Origin of the sequence: Sulfitobacter sp. (assembly GCF_036960155.1) — a bacterium.
In the GTDB taxonomy this organism is placed as follows: Bacteria; Pseudomonadota; Alphaproteobacteria; order Rhodobacterales; family Rhodobacteraceae; genus Sulfitobacter.
Window position 1 is genome coordinate 1 of record NZ_JBALWB010000010.1, and the last position, 21,099, is coordinate 21,099.

The 21,099-nt window shown below is 51.9% G+C and carries 19 protein-coding genes and 2 tRNA genes; 16 read left to right on the forward strand and 5 right to left on the reverse strand.

Translation table 11 applies throughout. The features are described 5' to 3' along the window. Window positions 1–97 precede the first annotated feature (97 nt). Together V7775_RS18295 and V7775_RS18300 are read left to right on the forward strand one after the other, a co-directional pair. Window positions 98–964: a glycosyltransferase family 2 protein gene (locus tag V7775_RS18295; protein WP_335753367.1), complete on the forward strand. Its 867-nt coding sequence runs from the start codon at window positions 98–100 to the stop codon at window positions 962–964. Window positions 965–1,289: 325 nt separating this feature from the next. After that, window positions 1,290–1,366 (forward strand) — tRNA-Arg (locus tag V7775_RS18300). Window positions 1,367–1,575: 209 nt separating this feature from the next. On the opposite strand, the gene V7775_RS18305 is transcribed toward V7775_RS18300, so the two are convergent. The 3 genes from V7775_RS18305 to V7775_RS18315 all read right to left on the reverse strand — a co-directional run bounded on the left by V7775_RS18305 (window position 1,576) and on the right by V7775_RS18315 (window position 2,593). Next, a complete protein-coding gene (locus V7775_RS18305) occupies window positions 1,576–1,800 on the reverse strand; it encodes a hypothetical protein (RefSeq protein WP_335753368.1) in 225 nt (74 codons plus the stop codon). A 92-nt stretch (window positions 1,801–1,892) separates the two neighbouring features. Then, on the reverse strand, window positions 1,893–2,267 hold the full coding sequence (locus tag V7775_RS18310; protein ID WP_335753369.1) for a hypothetical protein: 375 nt from the start codon (window positions 2,265–2,267) through the stop codon (window positions 1,893–1,895). 249 nt (window positions 2,268–2,516) lie between these two features. Further along, window positions 2,517–2,593 (reverse strand) — tRNA-Met (locus V7775_RS18315). An 834-nt stretch (window positions 2,594–3,427) separates the two neighbouring features. Between V7775_RS18315 and V7775_RS18320 the strand changes: the two genes are divergently transcribed. The 9 genes from V7775_RS18320 to V7775_RS18360 all read left to right on the forward strand — a co-directional run bounded on the left by V7775_RS18320 (window position 3,428) and on the right by V7775_RS18360 (window position 12,942). Continuing rightward, entirely contained in the window at window positions 3,428–4,465 is a 1,038-nt protein-coding gene (locus tag V7775_RS18320; RefSeq protein WP_335753370.1) for a LacI family DNA-binding transcriptional regulator, read from the forward strand. Window positions 4,466–4,568: 103 nt separating this feature from the next. Continuing rightward, window positions 4,569–5,876, forward strand: a complete 1,308-nt coding sequence (locus V7775_RS18325) for an ABC transporter substrate-binding protein (protein WP_335753371.1) — start codon at window positions 4,569–4,571, stop codon at window positions 5,874–5,876. Window positions 5,877–6,021: 145 nt separating this feature from the next. Beyond that, a complete protein-coding gene (locus V7775_RS18330; protein ID WP_335753372.1) occupies window positions 6,022–6,888 on the forward strand; it encodes a carbohydrate ABC transporter permease in 867 nt (288 codons plus the stop codon). Between the two features lie 13 nt (window positions 6,889–6,901). Beyond that, complete coding sequence (locus V7775_RS18335) at window positions 6,902–7,732, forward strand: carbohydrate ABC transporter permease (RefSeq protein ID WP_335753373.1); 831 nt, start codon at window positions 6,902–6,904, stop codon at window positions 7,730–7,732. 88 nt (window positions 7,733–7,820) lie between these two features. Further along, window positions 7,821–8,825, forward strand: coding sequence for an ABC transporter ATP-binding protein (locus V7775_RS18340; RefSeq protein WP_335753374.1), 1,005 nt, complete (start codon window positions 7,821–7,823; stop codon window positions 8,823–8,825). Next, window positions 8,822–9,595: an L-iditol 2-dehydrogenase gene (locus V7775_RS18345; protein WP_335753375.1), complete on the forward strand. Its 774-nt coding sequence runs from the start codon at window positions 8,822–8,824 to the stop codon at window positions 9,593–9,595. Before V7775_RS18340 ends, V7775_RS18345 begins: the two co-directional genes overlap by 4 nt. Continuing rightward, window positions 9,595–11,061 carry a mannitol dehydrogenase family protein gene (locus V7775_RS18350; protein WP_335753376.1) on the forward strand — a complete coding sequence of 489 codons (1,467 nt, stop codon included), beginning with the start codon at window positions 9,595–9,597 and terminating at the stop codon, window positions 11,059–11,061. The genes V7775_RS18345 and V7775_RS18350 overlap by 1 nt, the downstream gene beginning before the upstream one ends. 111 nt (window positions 11,062–11,172) lie before the next feature. Further along, on the forward strand, window positions 11,173–11,841 hold the full coding sequence (locus tag V7775_RS18355; RefSeq protein ID WP_335753377.1) for a cupin domain-containing protein: 669 nt from the start codon (window positions 11,173–11,175) through the stop codon (window positions 11,839–11,841). Between the two features lie 54 nt (window positions 11,842–11,895). Then, a complete protein-coding gene (locus V7775_RS18360) occupies window positions 11,896–12,942 on the forward strand; it encodes a flavin monoamine oxidase family protein (RefSeq protein WP_335753378.1) in 1,047 nt (348 codons plus the stop codon). Window positions 12,943–12,958: 16 nt separating this feature from the next. Here V7775_RS18360 and V7775_RS18365 read toward each other — a convergent pair whose 3' ends face one another. Next, window positions 12,959–14,017, reverse strand: a complete 1,059-nt coding sequence (locus V7775_RS18365) for an ABC transporter ATP-binding protein (RefSeq protein WP_335753379.1) — start codon at window positions 14,015–14,017, stop codon at window positions 12,959–12,961. Between the two features lie 18 nt (window positions 14,018–14,035). Next, window positions 14,036–14,833, reverse strand: coding sequence for an IclR family transcriptional regulator (locus V7775_RS18370; protein WP_335753380.1), 798 nt, complete (start codon window positions 14,831–14,833; stop codon window positions 14,036–14,038). Window positions 14,834–15,000: 167 nt separating this feature from the next. Here V7775_RS18370 and V7775_RS18375 point away from each other — a divergent pair, with 167 nt between their 5' ends. From V7775_RS18375 to V7775_RS18395, 5 genes are all read left to right on the forward strand, one after another. Then, entirely contained in the window at window positions 15,001–16,260 is a 1,260-nt protein-coding gene (locus tag V7775_RS18375; protein WP_335753381.1) for an ABC transporter substrate-binding protein, read from the forward strand. Window positions 16,261–16,367: 107 nt separating this feature from the next. Continuing rightward, the gene (locus tag V7775_RS18380; RefSeq protein ID WP_335753382.1) at window positions 16,368–17,309 is read left to right on the forward strand and encodes a carbohydrate ABC transporter permease; all 942 of its coding nucleotides are present in this window, start codon (window positions 16,368–16,370) and stop codon (window positions 17,307–17,309) included. After that, window positions 17,309–18,157, forward strand: coding sequence for a carbohydrate ABC transporter permease (locus V7775_RS18385; protein ID WP_335753383.1), 849 nt, complete (start codon window positions 17,309–17,311; stop codon window positions 18,155–18,157). The genes V7775_RS18380 and V7775_RS18385 overlap by 1 nt, the downstream gene beginning before the upstream one ends. Window positions 18,158–18,163: 6 nt before the next feature. Beyond that, window positions 18,164–20,269 carry an alpha-galactosidase gene (locus V7775_RS18390; protein WP_335753384.1) on the forward strand — a complete coding sequence of 702 codons (2,106 nt, stop codon included), beginning with the start codon at window positions 18,164–18,166 and terminating at the stop codon, window positions 20,267–20,269. Between the two features lie 57 nt (window positions 20,270–20,326). After that, a complete protein-coding gene (locus V7775_RS18395) occupies window positions 20,327–21,097 on the forward strand; it encodes an SDR family NAD(P)-dependent oxidoreductase (protein ID WP_335753385.1) in 771 nt (256 codons plus the stop codon). Window positions 21,098–21,099 lie beyond the last annotated feature (2 nt).

A 21,099-nucleotide genomic window follows, 5' to 3' on the forward strand; every position in this document is an offset into this window, starting at 1 on the left:
CGAAAGAACACCAGAATCGTCTATGTATTCGTAATGCACATCTCTTGATACAGACACTTCAAAGCGATACCAGTTAGAAGACGCCTAGGAACTCCTCATGAAAATTTGCGCCCTTACTATGGTTCACAAAGATTACTGGGCCATAACCCAATGGTATAACCACTATGGTGGGCAAATAGGGTACCGGAACCTCTTTGTGATTTCACATGGATATGATCCTGAGATTGAACGCCTCTGCCCTGAAGCTAATATCATTACAATTCCGCGGGACGAATTGAAAAACTTTGATCGGGTCCGCATGAGGCTAATTAACGGCTTTCAATCCGGACTCAACAATGTGTACGATTGGGTCATTCAGACAGATGCAGATGAGCTAGTTTGTTTCAATCCCTCGTCCTACGGTTCCTTTGAGGAACTTTTCCAGTCTACATCCGCTCCCGCACTCTTTGGCTTAGGCTTGAATCTAGCGGAAGTGGAGGGCGATGCGCCTCTAAAGGTAAACGATCGTGCTGTAGCCCACCGCAGTGTCGCCTGTGTAACAGGCCACTATAGTAAGGCATGGGCGGTTAGAAAGGCATTACCACTTAGGTGGCACGGTGTATTTTGCGGCTATCGAAAGACAGAAGACTTCCCATTTGAAATGCCCAATGAGGTATTCTTTGTTCACCTAAAGTACGCGAATTCGGAAGCATTGAAGTCGACAAATTCTGTCAGACAATTTGTTGCGGATTCAGCTGGGGAGGATTGGAGTGCGAACGGCTGGGCCAACTCGGATCGCCAAACAAGGTGGTTCTATCGAAAGATGGCAGCGGCCCCAGAACTCCCTTGGGATCAAGCTATTGCGACAGGATATGAGCAGATCAGGGACAATCCAGTCCGTGACCCGAAACGCGGCATCGTGAAGCCGCCCTTCATTAACTACGTTTGTCGGACGGTCTTACCGGACTGGTTTACTACGATATAGAACGACGCTCATCCTTTGATGAAAGGTACATGTACCTTAGAGCAGTCGGCACTTAGCGATTGGGATGAAGGACAATAACACCCTAAGCAGTACAATAGGCTAGTGGGTATGTTTTTGTGGAAGTCTTCGCACGAACTACCAATCAACTAGATACCGAGTTGACAATGCTCACGATGGTTGGCACTTCCTAACTGTACGCCCGCGTAATTCGGCTACACAAAATATCCGACTTCTAATCGGTTGATCAAGACAAATTTACTCTTTGAATTAAGGGTGTTTAACAATTGGCAAGATATTGCGGACTGTTTTACAGACTGTTTTCAGCGGCTCCGTAGCTCAACTGGATAGAGCAAGGACCTTCTAAGTCCGAGGTTGAGGGTTCGATTCCTTCCGGGGCCGCCAAAACATATCCTCCTGTCGGTGGGGCATATGTATGCGAGAAAATAGGTTTCTCGTGCGCACCCCTGTCAAGAAGTACTCTCGAAAATTGCGCGATTTTACTTGATGCACTGAATTTAATGAATTTATACATTTCCCTTGAAATTCTGCATGGATTCTTCGGAAAATCGGTACAGTCACGCGTGCGACTGTACCGATCCACATTCATTCCGTTACTTGAGCGCTTTGACTGCCTCTTCCCTTAGATAGACGGGACCAAAATCCTGACCCTCTGGGGAAAAGCGATTAACACTGGCTGCCGCGAGAGGGGTTTTCAGTGTGTTGCGATGGTACCCAGTTTCCTCGATCAACGTGGTCAGCGTCACAAAACGACGGTGGAACGATGAGATGTCTTCGGCGCTGAGGCGATATTGAATACGTTTTGTGCGGGGATGCATGTGTTGCAGCTCAGGTGTCTGGCCAGTCTTGACCAATGCAATGAAGTTTCCATGATCTCGCAGCCCGACGGTGCGACCAAATTCGGCAGCACTTATTTCTCCTGGGGACAGGACCTCGTTGGGGATACTGGGCTTTGGGCGCAATGAGGCGAGGAGGTCGACTTGGCTATTTTTGACGACGATCCCGTGAAAACCCGTGTCCCCATCCGTTGCCCAACAGATATCTGTTCTTCTCGGATCGCTTGGATCAGGTCCGAAAGTCCTACCCCTGTCCGCTTGCGAGCCAGTAGCAGGGCTTCCCAATCGTTGTCGCTCACCGGGCCGGTAAGGAGTTCTGCGACGAAAGCTGTCCCGTCAGAAACGCGCCATGGATTCTTGATCTTAGGGATGCGTGTGCGCGGGATCAGAAGGCCCTCATTTTCCAGCGCCATAAGTTCACGTAAAGTCGCCCCCATGGCTTCAGGCATGGCCTTGCTCGCCTACTTCGGACTGTTCGCTTCGAGGCGATCGACCCGTCTAAACAAACCGATATGGATGAGCTGTTACAGTTGACGTTCAGCTACGCCGAAAAGGCTGGAGTTGATTTTTGCCCCCTTGCAACGAATGAGTTTTTGGAGCGTCTTAGGTATGTCCATCATGCTCTTTGTGTACCCCATAAAGAAAAAGCCCTCGTAAAAACAAGGGCTTTATTCTTTATCAGCTACTTAGCTGAATATTGGTTGCGGGAGTAGGATTTGAACCTACGACCTTCAGGTTATGAGCCTGACGAGCTACCGGGCTGCTCCATCCCGCGCCAATACGTGTGCAATAAGGGAAGCTTAGGGAGACGGCAAGGCCATTCTCACACTAATTTCAGAAATCGGGTAAATATCTTTTGTTATGCTATTTTTGATGTGTGGTGGTCCTAATTTCCTATGGCGGCTGGGTGGATTTTTTTAACTACTCTCGAAAAGCTTTATTCGATTTGGTTACTGGGTAGCCAGGGCGCCAGTCGACACTTTGAGCTATGGTGAGGTGATGAGCGTGTGATTCAACGCACCATTCGGGGTAGATATCGCGAAACAATTTGATGGGCTCGCCAAAGGTGTTCCGACAAAACACGATCAATATTTAGTTGAAACGAAGACGTCGGGCTGGATTCTTGTAAACCTTGCTATCGGACGGCTCTGCAATCGTGGGATTGGATGCGAAGTATTGTGTAGCCACGACTGCGCTTGCAACGCGCAGTCGTGGCTATGACGTTGAAACCCATACGCGTGGGCTTGCACTGCGGTTGGAGGGTTTTAACAGAGTCCCTGACGGATACATGGCGACAGGCGTGACGCTGACTGGCTATGGGGTATTTCCCTGCTGGGGTCGGTAAATGCCACGTGAGATCAATTAGGGGCCTCTGCATTTGAGCCGTGGGTACGGTATATGTAAGGCCTACCCAAAGAAGGATCGCCGAATTTAGCGCATAGTTTTGGGCTTTCTGAGTTGTCGATTGTGCGATGCAGGTCAAAACTAACCTAGTGAGAATTTCCCTGAGTAAGCAAAAACCTCCAAGAAGTTTTCGCGCGTAAAGGAAAGTAGGTGTGCGTTGGGAGGCGTTTGTGTTAGTGCTTATCTCATTTGGGAGAGAATATTTATGACTAAGCCGCGCATAAACACCATGGAAGAACTATCTGTAGCGATTGGTGTTTCCCGTCCGACGCTATCTAGGTTTTTTCAGGACCCTACATTGGTTAAGGAAAAGACGGTCAAGCGTATCCAGGATGGGCTTGAACGGGTGGAATACATACCGAACTTCTTTGCTACGCGGTTGAACCGGAAGTCGACAGGTATCATCGGTGTGATTATCCCTTACCTTAATGATCTGTTCTTTACCAAACTCCTTGAGTCAGTTGAGGTCGCGGCGATGGAGGCGGGGCTGACTGTCATTACTCAATGCTCGCATTCTGACCCTGCCATTGAGGCACGCGCGGCGGAAACATTTATGTCGATGAATGTCGATGGCGCGTTGGTTGCACCGTTAGGCGACCATAGCGATCAAGCCGTCCATCAGCGATTGAAATCACGATTACCCTTTGTTTTGATGGATTCGAGGCCAACAACCATGCCCGACGTCGATTTTGTTGGGACAAACCATCCACAAAGCACTGGATTAATTACTGAATACCTATGCCGAGTGGGTGAACCGCCTGCGTTCCTTGCTATGCCCAGAGTTAATTTTAACGCTTTGGAGAGGGAAGCCGCCTACATCGCTCAGATGGAAAAGATGGGGTTTGAGCCAGAAGTGCTGGGAGCAGAGCAAATCAATGAGGGCGCGCATTTTGAGGACCATGGAGAGGCCATTATGGATGCTGAGTTTGCGCGCGGAAAATACACAGAACGGTCGATTCTATGTGTAAACGACCGCGTTGCTATTGGGGCAATTCGCGCTGCAGCGCGGCATGGGTTGATGCCGGGACGTGCTGCCAAGGGAGGCTTGCGGATTGCAGGGCATGACGATTACCCGCTCTGCCCCTATTTGAACCCGTCTTTAACAACTGTCGCGCAGAACACAGATGCAATTGGAAAAAAAGCAGTTTCTCGGATTTTGGAGATCATCCGTGGTGATGTAAATGAAGGTGTTCCGCAGATCACACTGTTTGATGGAAACCTCAAATTGCGTGAATCTGCGTGACTTGAATGGATGCTGCAGTGCCGCGAAATTGCAGTAAGAAACTGGGTTGACACAAATCGGTTACAGCTCCAATATTTACGTATGTAAAAAAGGGAGGACAGCAATGTCTATTAAGAGAACACTACTGACCACAGCGGTCGGCCTTGGTCTTACTGCGGGGATCGCTTCGGCAGAAACGATCACAATCGCAACTGTGAACAACGGCGACATGGTTCGCATGCAAGGCCTAACAGCTGACTTCAACGAAAAGCACCCCGACATCACCGTCGAGTGGGTCACGCTGGAAGAAAACGTTCTGCGTCAAAACCTGACTACCGACATCTCCACTGGTGGTGGTGCATATGACGTTATGACCATCGGTACATACGAAGTGCCGATCTGGGCAAACAACAAATGGCTTGTGTCTTTGAATGAAGGCATGGCGGATGATTTTGCAGCGGACGACCTGCTGCCAGCCATCGCTGGCGGCCTTACAGTAGACGGTGAGCTTTACGCTTCCCCATTCTACGGTGAATCTTCCATGGTTATGTACCGCACAGACCTGATGGAAAAAGCTGGTCTGGAAATGCCGGACGCACCTACATGGACATTCATCCGTGAAGCTGCAGCAGCCATGACCGACCGTGACAACGACATCAACGGCATCTGCGTACGTGGTAAAGCAGGCTGGGGCGAGAACGGCGCGTTCTTGACCGCAATGTCCAACTCCTTTGGCGCGCGCTGGTTCGACGAAGAGTGGAATGCACAGTTTGACAGCCCAGAGTGGGCGGCAACGCTGACCTTTTACTTGGACATGATGAACGAGTCCGGCCCAACAGGCGCTGCGAACAACGGCTTCAACGAAAACCTGACATTGTTCCAACAGGGCAAATGCGGCATGTGGATTGATGCAACTGTTGCGGCATCTTTCGTAACTGGCGCTGACTCAACTGTTGCTGACAAAGTTGGGTTTGCTTTGGCACCTGATAACGGTCTAGGCAAACGCGGTAACTGGCTCTGGGCATGGTCCTTGGCGATCCCTGCGTCTTCCGAAAAGCAAGAAGCAGCAAAAGCGTTCATCTCTTGGGCAACTGGCCCAGCATACGCTGGCTTGGTAGCCGGTAACGAAGGTTGGGCAAACGTACCTCCGGGCACACGCAAATCTTTGTATGAAAACGCTGACTACCTTGCAGCTGCACCATTTGCTAAGATGACACTTGAAAGCATCTTGTCCGCTGACCCAACCAACCCAACTGTAAAGCCCGTGCCATACACAGGTGTTCAGTTTGTTGCGATCCCAGAATTTGCGGGCATTGCAAACCAAGTTGGCCAGCAGTTCTCTGACGCCCTTGCAGGCAACCAGACAGCTGAAGAAGCTCTTGCCGCGGCGCAGGAACTGACAACAGAAGAAATGGAAGCAGCGGGCTACTAAGCCACAGCACTTCCAGCAAGCGGCGCTTATACTGCGCCGCTTGCTATTACCCCAATTCCTTCATGACCGACATTTTCGCGAGTTCTAACAGAATTCTCGCAAGAATCGGGCTCGTTTTGCAGCAACTTTATTAAGGAGCTTTGCTATGGCTACAGCGCATTCAAAATCAGCAGCACGTATGATGATCGCGCCAGCAGTATTCGTTTTATTAGTTTGGATGTTGATCCCACTTTGCATGACGCTTTACTTTTCTTTCGCAGATTATCGTCCCATGCGCGGTATCTTTGACGCGTGGATTGGTTTCAAAAACTATGAATCCTTCCTGACGTCATCGTCATTTATGAAATCACTCCTCACAACGCTTTGGATGGTGGGTGGCATTTTATCCATTACCATCACGGGCGGCGTCGCGATGGCACTGCTACTGGACAAGCCGATGTTCGGGCAGGGGATTGTACGTATCCTTGTGATTGCTCCGTTCTTCGTGATGCCGACGGTGTCCGCGCTTGTTTGGAAGAACATGTTCTTCAACGTAGACAACGGTTTGTTTTCTTATGCCTATGAGTTCTTTGGTGCTCAGCCGTTTGACTTCCTTAGTCAGGCACCGTTGTTTTCGATTGTGGTGATTGTTGCTTGGCAATGGCTGCCTTTTGCGACGCTGATCCTGCTAACGGCAGTCCAGTCATTGGACAGTGAGCAGCTGGAAGCGGCAGAGATCGACGGAGCACCTGCATTCGCGCGGTTCCGGTTTATCATCCTTCCCCACCTTAGCCGTGCCATTACCGTTGTGATCTTGATCCAGACGATCTTCTTATTGTCGATCTTTGCTGAGATCTTTGTGACCACAAACGGTGCGTTTGGCACCCGTACATTGACCTACCTAGTCTACCAGCGTGTGCTGGAGAGCCAGAACATCGGCCTAGGTTCCGCCGGCGGTATTATCGCCGTCATCCTTGCAAATATCGTCGCGATCTTCCTTATGCGGATCGTCGGCAAGAACCTCGATAACTGAGGGAGGAAAGAGAATGGCACGCGCTATTACAACTCAGAAGAAGGTCATGTGGACAACCCTCGCTTGGGCGTTTGGACTGATGATGTTTTTCCCTATCCTGTGGACGTTTCTGACGTCTTTCAAAACCGAAGCGACTGCGATCGCGGATCCACCTGTTTGGCTTTTCTTTGACTGGACGCTGGAAAACTATGTGGATGTGCAGGCACGTTCCAATTATCCAAAAGCACTGATGAACTCGATCATCATCGCGGTGGGGTCTACGCTGCTTGGTATTTTGATCGCTGTTCCAGCGGCATGGTCTATGGCCTTTGTGCCCAGTAACCGGACCAAGGATGTCTTGTTGTGGATGTTGTCCACCAAGATGCTTCCGGCTGTTGGGGTCCTTTACCCACTGGTTCTGTTGGCCAAATGGCTAGGTGTCATGGACAGCCGCCTTTTGCTGGTTGTGGTGCTAATGTTGATCAACCTGCCGATCATTGTCTGGATGCTGTATACGTATTTCCGCGAAATTCCGGGTGAAATCCTCGAAGCATCGCGGATGGACGGGGCCAACCTCAAGGACGAAATCCTCTATGTTTTGACGCCAATGGCGCTGCCAGGTATCGCCTCTACGATCCTGCTCAACATCATCCTCGCCTGGAACGAAGCATTCTGGACCATCCTTCTCACAACGGTTGACGCGGCTCCGCTGACTAAATTCATCGCAAGCTTCTCGGCACCTGAAGGATTGTTTTACGCAAAACTTTCAGCGGCCTCGATGTTGGCTGTCGCACCGATCCTGATCATGGGTTGGTTCTCACAGAAACAGCTTGTCCGAGGTCTCACTTTTGGAGCCGTAAAGTGAGCTTGTTGAAACGAAATAATTTTGAAGTGGAGGCCTGCGATCACGTTTGGATCGTACGCCTCCCCCGCAAAACGGGAGAACACACGTAATGGGAAATATTAGCCTAAACCAAGTTACAAAAAGCTTTGGTGATGTTCAGGTCATTCCACCACTCGACCTAGATATCAACGAGGGTGAATTCGTCGTCTTCGTCGGCCCATCAGGGTGCGGTAAGTCGACACTGCTGCGCCTGATTGCTGGGCTCGAAGACACAACATCGGGCCACATCAGCATTGATGGCAACGACGCGACACAACTGCCGCCTGCAAAACGCGGTCTGGCAATGGTGTTTCAGTCATACGCTCTTTATCCGCACATGACGGTTCGCAAAAATATTGCATTTCCACTGCGGATGGCGGGCATGGATGAAGCAGCCCAGAACGTCAAGATCGAAGCTGCAGCCAAGGCGCTGAACCTCACCGATTATCTCGATCGCAAACCCGGACAGCTTTCTGGTGGTCAACGTCAACGTGTGGCTATTGGCCGTGCGATTGTGCGTGAGCCCTCTGCGTTCTTGTTTGATGAACCGCTTTCAAACCTTGATGCGGCCTTGCGTGTTGGCATGCGTTTGGAAATCATGGAGCTTCATGAGAAGCTGAAAACCACCATGATCTATGTGACCCACGATCAGGTCGAAGCCATGACAATGGCCGACAAGATCGTTGTGTTGCAGGCTGGCGTAATCGAGCAGGTCGGCTCTCCACTTGAGCTGTACCACGCACCGCGCAACAAATTTGTTGCGGGCTTCATCGGCTCCCCTAAAATGAACCAGATTGAGGGGCCGGAAGCGGCAAAGTACGACGCGACCACAATTGGTATTCGTCCCGAACACCTGACTGTCTCCAAGACCGAAGGCATGTGGAAAGGCCGTGTTGGCGTTGCAGAACACCTCGGCTCTGATACCTTCATCCACGTTCATGACACAGGGTTGATGGACATGATGACTGTACGCATCACAGGTGACATCGAAGCCCGCCATGGTGATACGATCTATCTGACGCCTGTGGCCGATCAGATGCACCGTTTTGACGAGAAAGGTCTGCGGATCGCATGAACCGACTAGACGGAAAATCCGCCCTCATCACGGGGGCGGCACGTGGCATTGGCCGCGGTTTTGCTGAAAGCTTTATTGCTGAAGGTGCGACCGTGGCCATTGCGGACATCAATCTTGATGCCGCAGAGCAAACCGCACGTGAATTGGGTGATGCGGCTTATGCTGTGCAGCTGGATGTCTCTGATCAAGATAGCATCGATAGCGCAATTGCATCGGTTGTCGCCCAGGCAGGTAAGTTGGATATTCTTATCAATAACGCGGCCTTGTTTGATGCCGCTGAGACCGTTGATATCACGCGTGCGAGCTATGACAGGCTGTATGCTGTAAACGTCGCGGGCACATTATTCATGATGCAAGCGGCAGCTCAACAAATGATCGCCCAAGGCCACGGCGGTAAGATCATCAATATGGCGTCACAGGCTGGTCGTCGGGGTGAAAGCCTAGTTCTGGTGTATTGCTCGACAAAAGCAGCCGTTATCTCGATGACCCAGTCAGCGGGCCTGAACCTGATCCAGCACGGCATCAACGTGAACGCGATCGCCCCCGGAGTGGTGGACGGTGACCATTGGGAACATGTAGATGCGATGTTTGCCAAGCTAGAAGGTAAAAAGCCGGGCCAAAAGAAAGCCGAAGTTGCAGCGTCTGTTCCTGCTGGTCGTTTTGCCGTGCCAGCGGATTTGACGGGCATGGCAGTGTTTTTGGCCTCGCCAGAAGCGGATTATATTTTGGCCCAGACGTATAACGTCGACGGCGGACAATGGATGAGTTGATGAAGTTGAACCTTGAGAACATTGGTAACTTGCCCAGTAACGTTCGCGTTCCGTCCTATAAGCGTACCGATTTGTCTGCTGGTATTGTGCATATTGGCCTAGGGAATTTTCACCGCGCGCATCAGGCGTGGTATTTGCACCGTTTGATGGATCAAGGTGATGCATTCGATTGGGCCATTGTGGGGGCAGGTGTGCGATCCCCAGACATTGCACAACGCGAAAAATTGCTTGCGCAAGATTGCCTGACAACGCTGATCGAACTCGATCCATCTGGGAAATCTGTCGAGGTGATCGGCACCATGATCGATTACATTCCTATTGAGGCCGACAACGCACCGTTGATTGCCTTTATGGCGATGCCAAACATTAGGATCGTTGCAATGACCGTAACTGAGGGGGGGTATTTCGTATCTCCATCAGACGGTGGGTTGGATGTGTCCCATCCCGACATCGTGCATGACGCTGCCAATCCAAGCAGCCCGCGAACTGCATTTGGTGCGATCATTCAGGCGCTTAAATTGCGCCGTGGCACTTCGGGCGAACCGTTTACCTGCCAAAGCTGTGACAACCTGCAGGGTAATGGCGATATTTTACGCCAAACTGTGATTGGCCTTGCGATGCTGTCTGATCCTGAATTGGCGGCGTGGATCGATGCCCATGTTACGTTCCCGAATTCGATGGTTGATTGCATCGTTCCCGCCACAGGGCCAAACGAACTGGAGCTGGCAAAGTCGTTCGGAATTGAGGACGCAGCGCCTGTTACTCATGAGAACTTTCGCCAATGGGTGATTGAAGACAAGTTCTGCAATGGTCGCCCTGACTGGGACAAGGCCGGAGCGACGTTCACGGATGACGTCCACACCTATGAAGCGATGAAATTGCGCCTGTTAAATGCAGGCCATCAGGTCATTGCAACGCCAGCCGAACTGTTATCCGTCGAAACCATCGCCGAGAGCATGGCGCACCCGTTGATCAGTAGCTTGTTCCGCAAAATAGAGATTGACGAGATCGTTCCCCATGTGATGAACGTCCCAAATATTACACCTGCCGAGTATGTAGATCTAATCGAGACACGGTTTGCGAACCCTGAAATTCGCGACACGACGCGCCGGGTTGCCTTTGACGGATCATCTCGCCATGCAGGGTTCCTTCATCCCATCATCCGCGACGCGTTGGCTGCAAATGCACCAATCGACGGCCTCATGTTGATCGAGGCAATGTGGGCGCGTATGTGCGCCGGCACACGTGAAGATGGCAGCATCATCCAAGCGAACGATCCCGCATGGGATGCACTTTCAAAAGCAGCATTACGGTCAAAAAGTGATCCTATGGTGTGGTTAGGTCAAAACCAATTCTACGGAGACTTGGGACAAGATGCGCGCGTTGCCGATTGTTTTGAGCGTTGGCTCAATCTGATCTGGAATGAAGGTACAGAGATGGCCTTGAACGAATACCTAGCAGCCTAATCAAATGACGACCCAAGGAGAACGGCTTATGCTTGCCAAAGATATCTACCTAATGGTAGGTAGATTGTAGAGTTATCAGATTCTCGCACTATGGTCACAAGGATTGAAACTATGGAATTGAACGCAGACTTTAACAAACGCGTTGTTGTTCACTCGGATCAACTTGAGTGGATCCCGTCGCCAATGCCAGGCGTGGATAGGCGCATGTTGGACCGCATCGGAGATGAAGTGGCACGCGCGACAACTTTTGTACGCTATGCACCCAACAGTAAATTTTCAGCGCATACTCATACGGGTGGAGAAGAGTTTATTGTCCTCGATGGTGTGTTCCAAGATGAGCATGGCGACTTTCCCACAGGAACCTATGTGCGCAATCCGCCAACTACATCGCATACCCCCGGATCGGATGAGGGGTGTACGATATTTGTAAAACTTTGGCAGTTCGACATGGATGACCGCGCCCAGTTTAGAAAAGACATGGCGTCTGAGTTGTCCGCATCCAAAGATGGTGTTTCCACAGCTGAACTTCACCGCGACGGTCGTGAGGTTGTAACGTTCAGTGACCTGACCGCTGGGGCATCCTTTATAAATGATGATGCCGGTGGGGTCGAAATGCTTGTGATTTCGGGGTCCGTTGTCGAGGGGGGCGAGGAACTTTCCAAAGGGGCGTGGCTTCGTCTGCCCGCTGGTGCTGCTTTGAATGTGGTTGCAGGTAGCGATGGTGCGAAGGTTTGGATCAAGACAGGTCACCTTGCCTATGCAAAAGCACCTGAGGCATGATGGTTGTGTCGTCCAACTACGGGCGGCACAAAAGATGGGTAGGGCTGAATTAAGATGAGAACTCTCATTATTGGCGGTGGCCTGTCTGGCCTCGCCCTTGCACATGCTCTTGAGGTGAAGGGGCATGACTATCTGCTGGTCGAAGCGCGCAATCGTTTCGGCGGGCGGATCAAGACAGAGCAAGTTGGTGACGGATATTTCGATATGGGGCCAGCATGGTTTTGGCCCGGTCAGCCCCGTATTGCCGCCTTGGCCGAACAGTTTGGATTGGAAAAGTTTGAACAATTCTATGCAGGTGAGCTCAGTTTTGAGGACGAGCAGGGTCATGTCCAGCGGGGCAGAGGCCACGCATCGATGGAAGGATCTTGGCGGCTTAAAGGCGGGCTAGGGACGTTGACGGATGCCCTTGCTGACGCACTGCCTGAAGATCGCAAAAGACTGGACGCCGAAGTTACAGGTCTGACCGAGAGCGGGAGCGATGTGACTGCTACATTTGCAAGCGGAGAGACGATTGTTGCTGAGCAGGTTGTCTTGGCGTTGCCACCCCGTATTGTCGCAACGATCCGCTTTGATCCGGTGCTTGGGTCTTCGGCATTGCAAGCTTTAGGCGCGGTGCCAACGTGGATGGCGGGCCAAGCCAAAGCTGTAGCCGTTTATGATACACCCTTTTGGCGCGATGCCGGACTGTCCGGTGACGCAATGAGCCGCCATGGCCCAATGGTAGAAATCCATGATGCATCGCCCGCAACGGGTGGTCCCTTTGCTTTGTTCGGGTTTATCGGTGTGCCGCCGCTGGGACGTAAGGACAGCACGGCATTGAAGACTGCAGTAAAGATACAGCTTGAACGGTTGTTTGGCCCAAAGGCCGCGAACCCCAGAAAGCTATTCATCAAAGATTGGGCGTTTGATCGCCATACGGCGACCGACGCTGATCTAACGCCGCTTTATGCCCATCCAAGATATGGAGTGCCGCCCCAAATCATGGGCCTGTGGCAAGGGAAGCTGCATTTTTCTGGTACCGAAGTTGCTCCGGAATTTGGTGGGTTTATTGAGGGTGCTTTGGAAGCTTCCGAAAATACCCTGAAAACAATCACTTCCTAAAAGAGACGCGTGGCTTTTAACGAATGCGCGCGCCAGACTTACGATCAAACAGCATCGCACGCTCAAGCGGGAAGTTCATACCAACCTGCGCGCCTTCTTCTGAACGCACATCACCGCGTTCCTCGACGATGATCTTTTCGCCAGTTTCAGAGGTAAGGTGAACAAACGAAACACCGCCCAAGGCTTCGGTCAGTTCCACGGTATGAGTTTTGCCAGCGGGATCAATTTCAATGTGTTCAGGGCGAATGCCCATCGAGACTTGGGTTCCCTCTGCGGGCAGCCCCACCGGCAGTCTATAATGTCCATCAAGGTCATCCAGAGCGATTGCGTCTCCGGTGGATGTGCCGTCCAGAAAGTTCATGGCAGGTGAGCCGATGAAACCCGCCACAAATTTGTTATCCGGATTGCGGTACAGCTCCAGCGGCGCACCAACTTGTTCAATGTTGCCCTTACGCAGAACCACAATTTTGTCGGCCAGCGTCATCGCCTCGACCTGATCATGGGTGACATAGATCATGGTTGCACCAATCTCTTTGTGCAGGCGCGCGATCTCAACGCGCATTTCGACCCTTAGTTCAGCATCAAGGTTGGAGAGCGGCTCATCAAACAAAAACACCTCGGGGCCACGGACAATCGCACGCCCAATTGAGACGCGTTGCCGCTGCCCCCCTGACAGGGCTGCAGGTTTCCGGTCGAGGTATTCTTCGAGCTTGAGAATGCGCGTCGCCTCGGCAACCTTTTCGGCAATTTCTGCCTTGGGGTAACCATTCATTTTTAGGCCAAAACCCATGTTGTCGCGCACTGTCATATGCGGGTAAAGTGCGTAGGTTTGAAAAACCATCGCAACGCCGCGCTCGGCGGGGTCCATACTGGTCACGTCCCGCGCACCAATGCTCATGGTGCCTTGGGTGGTTTCTTCTAATCCCGCTACCATGCGCAGCAAGGTTGACTTGCCACACCCGGAAGGGCCGACAAAAACGCAAAATTCACCATCCTCGATCTCAAGGTCGATCCCGTGGATCACTTGCACGTCACCGTATTTCTTGATGACATCTTTCATGACTACGCCTGACATAGCGGTCGTTCCTTTCGACTAGGGAAGTGAGGGGGATTGCCAAGACTGTGCCTCGGCTCCAATTTTTTGAGCAGCTTCCAACAAAGCAGGTTGGAATTTATAAAGTTCTTCTAGGGTATGACGGTTTGTTGCAGTCGCAATAGAGATCGAACCAACAACCCGATGACTAGGGGTTAGAATGGGCGCTGCGATACTGATAATGCCCGCCTCGTGTTCTTCGCGGTCAAATGCGATGCCCTCAGCGCGGATTGTATCGAGTTCGCTCATCAACGTTTCAGCCGAGGCATGCGTGGCATCTGTGTATTTCAGGAAGGCTTGTTGGCGCAGTGCTTGATCGCGCTCTTCATCGGGCAGGAACGCAAGGATCGCTTTGCCAACTCCTGTGCAATAGGCGGGCGCAACTTTACCGGCTTGAGCCAACGTGGCGAACTGTGTGCTGGCCTGACGTTTGTCGATGAATATGACCTGACCATTGTCGATCTGTGCAAGGTGAACCGCTTCGCGCAAACTAGATGCCAAAGCCTCAACATGGGGCCGTGCAATAGGCGCAAGAGTTGCTTGGGACCAAGCAGAATGTGCCAATCGAACAAGGCGCAAACCCGGTGCATAGGTCTGGTGTTCAGGGTTATAGCTCAGCATTCCCTGGTTCGTGAGGGTTTGTAGAAAGCGATACAATGTCGGTTTTGGGAATTCGGATGTTTCTAGCAATTCGCGCATGCGGATAGGGCGCCCGACAGATGCAACCTGATCAAGTACAGACAGCGCTTTTCCAACGGTACCATCACCAGTCACAACGCTTACGGTCTCACTCCCCATTTTCCATCCCTCACTTGCAAAAACCGATCATGTGGACCTCATTTTGCAGAGACCTTGATGCGGCTGACTGTTGACAAGGCTAACCGCATTGCGATTTAGTATCAACATTCAAAACCAAGTTTCAAATAATGAGACAGGCTTTGTCCGGAAGCACTAGGGAGGATACCATGCATTCCATTCTCAAGACGTCGCTGGCGGCGCTGATCGCAGCTGGCGTGACTGCATCAGCAGCATTTGCCGACGATCAGCAGTTGTCTGGTGATCTGAAAATCATTTCTGACATGTCCAACCCTGCGCCTCGTGCTGTCATGGAAGGGCTCGCTGCGGGTTTTCAAAAGCTGCACCCAGAGCTGAACATTGATCTGACAATTGTGGACCGCGAAGCGTGGAAGACACAAATCCGCAACGCGCTGGGCGCGAACCCGCCTGACGTTGTAAACTGGTATGCCGCAAACCGCATGGGTCCTTACGTGGCTGCGGGTTTGTTTGAGGACATCTCGGACATGTACGCCAACGGTGACTTGCCCGGTCTGGACGCCGTAAAAGGTGCGATGACGCTGGATGGCAAGCAATACGGCGTGCCATACACCTATTATCAATGGGGCATCTATTACCGCGAAGACATCTTCAAAGAACTGGGCCTAACAGAGCCAGCAACATTCGACGAAGAGCTGGCCAATTGCGAAAAGATCGTCGCGTCGGGGCGTGCCTGCTACGCGATTGGCACCAAGTTCCTTTGGACTGCGGGCGGGTGGTTTGACTACTTGAACATGCGCACCAACGGGTTTGATTTCCACATGCAACTTGCCCGCGGCGAAGTTGAATGGACTGATCCGCGCGTCCGTGAAGCGTTTGCCAACTGGCGCAAGATCATCGACATGGGCGGCTATATCGCCGATCACCAGTCCTATTCTTGGCAAGAAGCGCTTAGCTCTATGATCGACGGAGAAGCAACGTCTTACCTAATGGGTAACTTCGCTGTCGCGGCAATGCGTGAAGCAGGTCTGGACGACAGCCAGATCGACTTCTACCAGTTTCCGACCATCGCTGACGTGCCACAAGGCGAAGATGCCCCAACGGACACCTTCCACATTCCGTCTGGCGCGTCGAACAAGGCAAACGCACGTGCGTTCCTGCAATATGTCACATCGGCTGATGTTCAGACCGAGATCAACTCTGGCGATGCGCTGGGCCAATTGCCTGTAAACGCAGCCTCAAGTGTTGATGCGGATGAGTTCCTTGAACAGGGTTTTGACATGCTGTCCAACAACGCCAAAGGTGGCGTGGCACAGTTCTTTGACCGTGACTTCCCTGCCGAGATGGCAAGTGTCGGCATGGAGGGTCTGCAGGAGTTCATGGTGTTCCCGGACAATCTAGATGACATCCTTGAACGCCTAGAAGAAGCGCGCCAGCGCATCTATAAATAAGCTACGGTTTTGCGCTTCCTTCTTTCTGGGGGAGGCGCATTCATCCCTCAATCTATCCGCAAACCTACCGTTAGGTTTTCGCATATGTTGACCCTTGGAGGCACGGCATGTCATCAATGACAACGGGCAAAGCGCCCGCTTCTCGCAGCTGGTACAAGCGCAATGAGATTGCGATCACACCGTGGCTTTTCATGCTGCCAGCGATGTTGTTTTTTGCGGTTTATGTCATCATTCCAATTGGCCAAAGCTTTGCGATCAGTTTTCATGAATGGGACGGACTGGGCGAAAAGACATACGTTGGCACAGCCAATTACGAACGCCTGCTTGGTATTGGCGATCAAAAAATGGATCGCAAGTTCGAAACCTCCTTTTGGAATAATCTGAAATGGTTAGTACTGTATCTGTTGGCGGTGCCCGCGGGTTTGTTCATTGCGCTTTTCCTAAATCAGACAGTGCGCGGCATCCGCCTGTACAAGTCGCTTTTCTTTTTCCCGTTTGTGATCTCGCAGGTGGTTGTGGGCCTTGTATTCTCGTGGTTTTACCTGCCTCGCGAAGGGCTGTTAAATGCGATCCTTGCAGTGTTTGGTGCAGGTCCTGTGAACATACTGGGTGATCCGTCGATGGCGACCTACGGCATCATCGTGGCGGGGCTTTGGCCCCAAACGGCGTATTGCATGATCTTGTACCTCACGGGCCTTAATGCGGTTGATCCTGAACAGGTTGAAGCCGCGCGTTTGGACGGCGCAAAGGGGTACAAGATGTTATGGTACATCATCTTGCCGCAGCTCAAACCTGCGACATTCATTGCCTTTGTTGTGACTATAATTGGGGCTTTGCGGTCGTTCGATTTGATCAGTGTTATGACAAACGGCGGCCCGTTTGGTTCAACACGGGTTTTGTCGTTTTATATGTTTGAGGAGTCCCTGTCCGAGTTCGGATTCAGGATGGGGTATGGTTCGGCCATTGCTGTTGTTCTGTTCTTCATCATGCTGGGGTTTATCGCATATTTCCTATACTCAATGTGGCGCGATGAGCGGGGGGCACACTAATGTTTCCAACACCTATCGAAAAGCGGTCACGCAGTTGGCAGCTGACGTATCAGGCCTTTTTACCCATCGCTTTGATTGTTTGGTTGTTGCCGTTGATTGCGGTCGCGATGTTCTCGATAAAGCCGGCTGCGGATTTCGCCAATGGAAACTATTGGGGGCTTCCTTCCAGCTTTGAAGGGTTCACGAACTACGGAAAAGTGTTCCTTGAGTCCAACATGCCACGATATTTGTTGAACTCAATGTTCATCACGCTGCCGACAGTTGTAGGTGCTATAACGCTGTCTTGCATGGCAGGCTTTGCGCTGGGAATCTACCGGTTCAAAGGCAACCTGATCATCTTCTTCATGTTTATTGCAGGCAACTTTGTCCCGTTTCAAATCCTTATGGTTCCCGTACGTGACCTGACGATCAGTCTGGGAATGTACGACAGCATCAGCGGTCTCATTCTGTTCCACGTCGCGTTCCAAACCGGATTTTGCACGTTGTTCATGCGCAATTTCATCCGCGCTTTGCCTTTCGCGCTTATTGAGGCCGCGCGTGTAGAGGGTGTGTCAGAGTGGCGGATATTTGTGTATGTTGTGCTGCCCCTGATGAAGCCTGCATTGGCAGCGCTGTCCGTGCTGATATTCACGTTTATCTGGAATGACTATTTCTGGGCGGTTGTCTTGACGCAAGGGCCCAATGCGCAACCTGTCACTGCGGGCATCACCGAGTTTAACTCTCAGTTTCGCGCAGCGTATCATTTGATGAGTGCGGGTTCGATTGTCGCAGCATTGCCTCCCGTTGCGATGTTCTTTTTGATGCAAAAACACTTCATCGCTGGCCTGACGCTTGGCGCAGTAAAGTAGAGGGCCATGGTGCAAACATACCGATTAGATGACGGTCGCCAATCGCTTGTGTTGGCTTCAGAGGATGGGCGCATCCCGCAGGTTACCTATTGGGGGGCAAGCCTGCCAATGGAGGAGGACCTGACAACATTGCACGCGGCATCTGGGATCGATGTCACTGGTGGCATGTTGGATGTAAATCCGGACTTGTCGCTATGTCCCGAAGCTGCGCGCTCGTTTCCGGGCCACCCGGGGTTGATTGTTCGGGAAACAAACGGCGCGGTGCTTGCACCGAAGTTTGACGCTGCAAACATTACGCAACGCGAAGGCGTTTCAATTACCTGCCAAGATATTGAAAACGGACTGACACTGACATTTGATTTTGCGCTTGATGCCGAAACCCATGTTATCACGTGCCAATCCACACTGGATGCCACGCGTCCTGTCTATCTTGAGTGGCTCGCCGCGCCTGTTCTTCCCGCGCCGCAATATTCGGATGAAATGATTGATGTGTCGGGGCGTTGGTGTGGAGAATTCCAGCTCAACCGCTGTGAATGGTCAGCGGGTATGAAAGTGCGCGAGAACCGCACAGGCCGTACAGGGCATGAGCATTTCCCGGGCTTGTTGATCCCAACCACTGGAACAACAAATGTTCAGGGTGAGTGTTACGGGTTCCATTATGGATGGTCAGGTGGTCACAAGATGATCGCAGAAGAGTTGCAAGACGGGCGGCGCCAAATACAGTTTGGGAGTATGTCCGGTAGTGAACTTGAGCCTGCAAAACGGTTTAAAACTGCGCCGCTCTATATCACCTACTCGGATACTGGGCTGAACGGCTGTGGGATCAGTTTTCAGCGCCACCTGCGTGACAAGATCGTGACATGGCCAAAGCCGGATGCGCCTAGACCTGTGCACTATAACTGTTGGGAGGCTGTGTATTTTGATCATCAGGTTCCAGTCCTGAAAGACATCGCAAACCGCGCCGCGAATTTGGGCGCAGAGCGGTTTGTCTTGGATGACGGATGGTTTGGGTCCCGTAATGACGACACGACAAGCCTCGGAGACTGGACCCTTGATCCACGCAAGTACCCAGATGGCCTGTCGCCACTGATCCAACATGTGCACAGCCTTGGTATGACTTTTGGCCTGTGGTTTGAGCCGGAAATGGTGGATGAGGATAGCGATACCTACCGTCGGAATCCACAGTGGGCATTGGGAGCAGTTGACCAAACATTAGGCCGCCAGCAAAAAGTTCTGAACATGGCGCTGCCCGATGTGCGCGATTTTCTCTATGATCAAATATCGGCCATTCTGCGCACCAATGAAATTGAATACATCAAGTGGGACCATAATCGTGTCTTGCCGATGGCTGATGGCGCACAAACGCGTGGAACCTACGCGTTGCTAGATCGGTTGCGCAGCGATTTTCCGCAAGTGGAAATCGAAAGCTGTGCGTCTGGGGGCGGGCGCATCGACTTTGGCATCATGGCGCGCACCCAGCGCGTGTGGTTGTCAGATAGCAACGACGCGCTGGAGCGCTTGCGCATCCAGCACGACGCTGCACTGTTTTTACCTGCCGCTGTCACGGGCAGCCATGTTGGCCCGCGCGTTTGCCATACATCTGGCCGCACACTGGATATCACATTTCGCGCATGGGTGGCCGCACAGCGACACCTGGGTTTTGAGATGGACCCACGTGAGCTGGATGATCGTGAGATTAAGGTGCTCAAACAGGTCACGCAGTGGTGGAAAGACAACCGAGACTGGATGAACCGCGCTGATATCCTGCGCCTTGATAGTGCTGATACCGCTGTCATCGCTGAGCAGCAGATGGCCAATGACGGTAAACAGTTTGTTGTGTTTGCGGGTAAGGTGACGACATCGTCGCAGATATCTCCAAGGCCCTTGCGGCTGGCGGCCCTTGAACTGGACGCAACCTACAGGATATCGCTACGGAACCGCGATGAACTCTCGGAGTTGTCGCGCGGAGACAGCGCATTAAAAACTCAAGATCTAGAGCTCTCGGGCACCTATCTCATGCGTCATGGGATCACCCTGCCTTGGTCGTTTCCCGAACGGATGTGGGTTGTTGAGGGAACTCGGATAAGCAGAAAAAATGACGCAACAAAATAGACCTGATAAGATCAACAGCGCCACAAAAGCCTTCCCAGTCACACGAAAGAGCCACTGATGACACAACACGCGATTTTTCCGGACCTTAAAGGTCAGTCAGTTTTCATTACCGGCGGGGGCTCTGGTATCGGAGCCTTCTTGACGGATGGCTTTATGTCTCAGGGTGCAAATGTCAGCTTTGTTCAACGCAGCGATGCATCGGCCTTTTGCGATGAGATGGAAGCCAAACATGGTCGGCGCCCTCATTCTCAAACCTGCGATATCTCCAATATTTCTGCACTTAAAGAATGTTTGGCGCAGACGGCGCTACATCAGGGGCCGATCACGGTGCTGATTAATAATGCGGCCAATGATGCGCGCCATACGACCAACGAAGTCACCGAAGAATTCTGGGATCAATCTCAGGCGATAAACCTCAAATCCTATTTCTTTGCCTGTCAAAGCGTTATGGAGGGTATGCAACAACTGGGTGGAGGCGCGATTGTCAACATGACCTCTATTTCCTACATGATGGGCAATGCAGGCTATCCGTCCTACACAACTGCCAACTCTGGCATCACGGGAATGACGCGGTCACTGGCACGCGAATTTGGACCCGACAAAATCCGCGTGAATGCGCTGGCACCGGGGTGGGTTTTGACGGACAAGCAAAAAGAGTTATGGGTCACGCCAGAAGCAATTACCGCCCATGTTGAGCGGCAATGCCTGAAAGACACATTAGCCCCGCAAGACATCGTTGGTGCGATACTATTCTTGGCATCAGATACCAGCCGGATGATGACAGGGCAGGTCATCGCCGTTGATGGCGGCGTTGTGGTGACGGGTTAGAA